Genomic DNA, 3,355 nt, shown 5'->3' with positions numbered 1-3,355 from the left:
GTGTGTATCAAGTTATCGGCTTATTAGTACCAGTCAGCTCCATGCATTGCTGCACTTCCACATCTGGCCTATCAACCCAGTAGTCTACTGGGAGCCTCTCAGAGCTTGCGCTCCATGGAAACCTCATCTTGAGACGTGCTTCCCGCTTAGATGCTTTCAGCGGTTATCACTTCCGAACGTAGCCAATCAGCGGTGCCCTTGGCAGGACAACTGACACACCAGTGGTTCGTCCAACCCGGTCCTCTCGTACTAGGGTCAGCCTCTCTCAAGTTTCCTACGCGCACAGAGGATAGGGACCGAACTGTCTCACGACGTTCTAAACCCAGCTCGCGTGCCGCTTTAATGGGCGAACAGCCCAACCCTTGGGAGCAACTCCACCCCCAGGATGCGACGAGCCGACATCGAGGTGCCAAACCATCCCGTCGATATGGACTCTTGGGGAAGATCAGCCTGTTATCCCCGGGGTACCTTTTATCCGTTGAGCGACGGCGCTTCCACAAGCCACCGTCGGGTCACTAGTTCCGACTTTCGTCCCTGCTCGACATGTCTGTCTCGCAGTCAAGCTCCCTTGTGTACTTACACTCGAAACCTGATTGCCAACCAGGCTGAGGGAACCTTTGAGCGCCTCCGTTACATTTTAGGAGGCAACCGCCCCAGTTAAACTACCCACCAGGCAATGTCCCTGATCCGGATCACGGACCGAGGTTAGACAACCAGAACGACCAGAGTGGTATTTCAACGATGACTCCACACACACTGGCGTGCATGCTTCACAGTCTCCCACCTATCCTACACAAGCCGTCCCGATCACCAATACCAAGCTATAGTGAAGGTCCCGGGGTCTTTCCGTCCTTCTGCGCGTAACGAGCATCTTTACTCGTAGTGCAATTTCGCCGAGTTCGCGGTTGAGACAGTGGAGAAGTCGTTACGCCATTCGTGCAGGTCGGAACTTACCCGACAAGGAATTTCGCTACCTTAGGATGGTTATAGTTACCACCGCCGTTTACTGGGGCTTAAATTCTCAGCTTCGCCACACGAGGTGACTAACCGGTCCTCTTAACCTTCCAGCACCGGGCAGGCGTCAGTCCGTATACATCGTCTTGCGACTTCGCACGGACCTGTGTTTTTAGTAAACAGTCGCTTCTCCCTGGTCTCTGCGGCCCATCATCCTAGTCCGAAAGGACTTCAGAATCCGGGCCCCCCTTCTCCCGAAGTTACGGGGGCATTTTGCCGAATTCCTTAACCACGATTCACTCGATCGCCTTAGTATTCTCTACTTATCCACCTGAGTCGGTTTGGGGTACGGGCGGCTAGAACCTCGCTAGAGGATTTTCTTGGCAGCATAGGATCACCCTGCTTCCCGCTGATGCGGTCACTATCAGGTCTCAGGATATGTGTCAGACGGATTTGCCTACCTGACTCCCTACACCCTTGGACGTGGACAACCATCGCCACGCGGAGGCTACCTTCCTGCGTCTCCCCATCGCTTGACTACTACTAGATCGGGTCGAGCGTTCCACTCACCGATGGCAACCGAAGTCGCCGGTGGTGAGCTTCAGGCTCTTAGCATCACTAGATTCATCAGGGGCGGTTCTTCGCCGGTTCCGGAATATCAACCGGATGTCCATCGACTACGCCTGTCGGCCTCGCCTTAGGTCCCGACTTACCCAGGGCAGATTAGCTTGACCCTGGAACCCTTGGATATTCGGCGGACGGGTTTCTCACCCGTCTTTCGCTACTCATGCCTGCATTCTCACTCGTGTGGCATCCACGGCTGGTTCACACCGCCGCTTCACTCGCCACACGACGCTCCCCTACCCATCAACACGCTTGGACCACAAGTGGCCAGGCAGTGTGTCAATGCCACAGCTTCGGTGGTGTGCTTGAGCCCCGCTACATTGTCGGCGCGGAATCACTTGACCAGTGAGCTATTACGCACTCTTTAAAGGGTGGCTGCTTCTAAGCCAACCTCCTGGTTGTCAATGCAACTCCACATCCTTTCCCACTTAGCACACGCTTAGGGACCTTAGCTGGTGATCTGGGCTGTTTCCCTCTCGACTACGGAGCTTATCCCCCGCAGTCTCACTGCCACGCTCTCACTTACCGGCATTCGGAGTTTGGCTAACGTCAGTAACCTGGTGAGGCCCATTAGCTATCCAGTAGCTCTACCTCCGGTAAGAAACACGTGACGCTGCACCTAAATGCATTTCGGGGAGAACCAGCTATCACGGAGTTTGATTGGCCTTTCACCCCTACCCACAGCTCATCCCCTCAGTTTTCAACCTAAGTGGGTTCGGTCCTCCACGACGTCTTACCGTCGCTTCAACCTGGCCATGGGTAGATCACTCCGCTTCGGGTCTAGACCCAGCGACTCAATCGCCCTATTCGGACTCGCTTTCGCTACGGCTTCCCCACACGGGTTAACCTTGCCACTGAGCACTAACTCGCAGGCTCATTCTTCAAAAGGCACGCTGTCACCCCACAAGGAGGCTCCAACGGATTGTAGGCACACGGTTTCAGGATCTATTTCACTCCCCTCCCGGGGTACTTTTCACCTTTCCCTCACGGTACTTGTCCGCTATCGGTCACCAGGGAATATTTAGGCTTAGCGGGTGGTCCCGCCAGATTCACACGGGATTTCTCGGGCCCCGTGCTACTTGGGATATCTCTCTGAAGTGCGCATCATTTCGTCTACGGGGGTAGCACCCTCTGTGCCGGGCCGTTCAAGACCCTTCGACTATGACACGCGTTTTTGACTCCATGCCAGGATGTCAGTCCTGACCAAGAGATCCCACAACCCCGTACCTGCAACGCCTGACAGCTATCACACAGATACGGTTTGGCCTGATCCGCTTTCGCTCGCCACTACTCACGGAATCGCGGTTGCTTTCTCTTCCTGTGGGTACTGAGATGTTTCACTTCCCCACGTTCCCTCTACCCAGCCTATGTGTTCAGCTGGGAGTGACTGGACTTGCCTCCAGCCGGGTTTCCCCATTCGGAAATCCTCGGATCACAGTCTGGTTATCGACTCCCCGAGGCTTATCGCAGATTCCTACGTCCTTCTTCGGTTCCTGGTGCCAAGGCATCCACCGTGCGCCCTTAAAAACTTGAGCCACAAAGATGCTCGCGTCCACTGTTCAGTTCTCAACATACGGTCGGCACCAACCACACCCGGGCGCCTACCACGCTAGTAACAGCGTGGCGGTTCGTCCCACATGGCCGGCCCGCACCACAACCCCCACAACCGTGGGGGTCGATGGCCTCGAGGCGCTCGCGTCACCACCAGCAACCGAAATCACATGGCGGTGAGCCCGAACCCTCAGGACCCAACAACGTGTCAAGCACCCCAGCACCC

General features: G+C 55.7%; 1 rRNA gene. It reads right to left on the bottom strand.

Annotation, left to right across the window (positions count from 1 at the left end):
- Positions 1 to 3: 3 nt before the first annotated feature.
- Positions 4 to 3,113, bottom strand: a 23S ribosomal RNA gene (locus ABIB53_RS16230).
- Positions 3,114 to 3,355 lie beyond the last annotated feature (242 nt).

The organism is Janibacter sp. UYMM211 (assembly GCF_040547045.1).
In the GTDB taxonomy this organism is placed as follows: domain Bacteria; phylum Actinomycetota; class Actinomycetes; order Actinomycetales; family Dermatophilaceae; genus Marihabitans; species Marihabitans melonis.
Note: the sequence above shows the minus strand (reverse complement) of the source record. Positions and strands in the feature narration are given on the sequence as shown.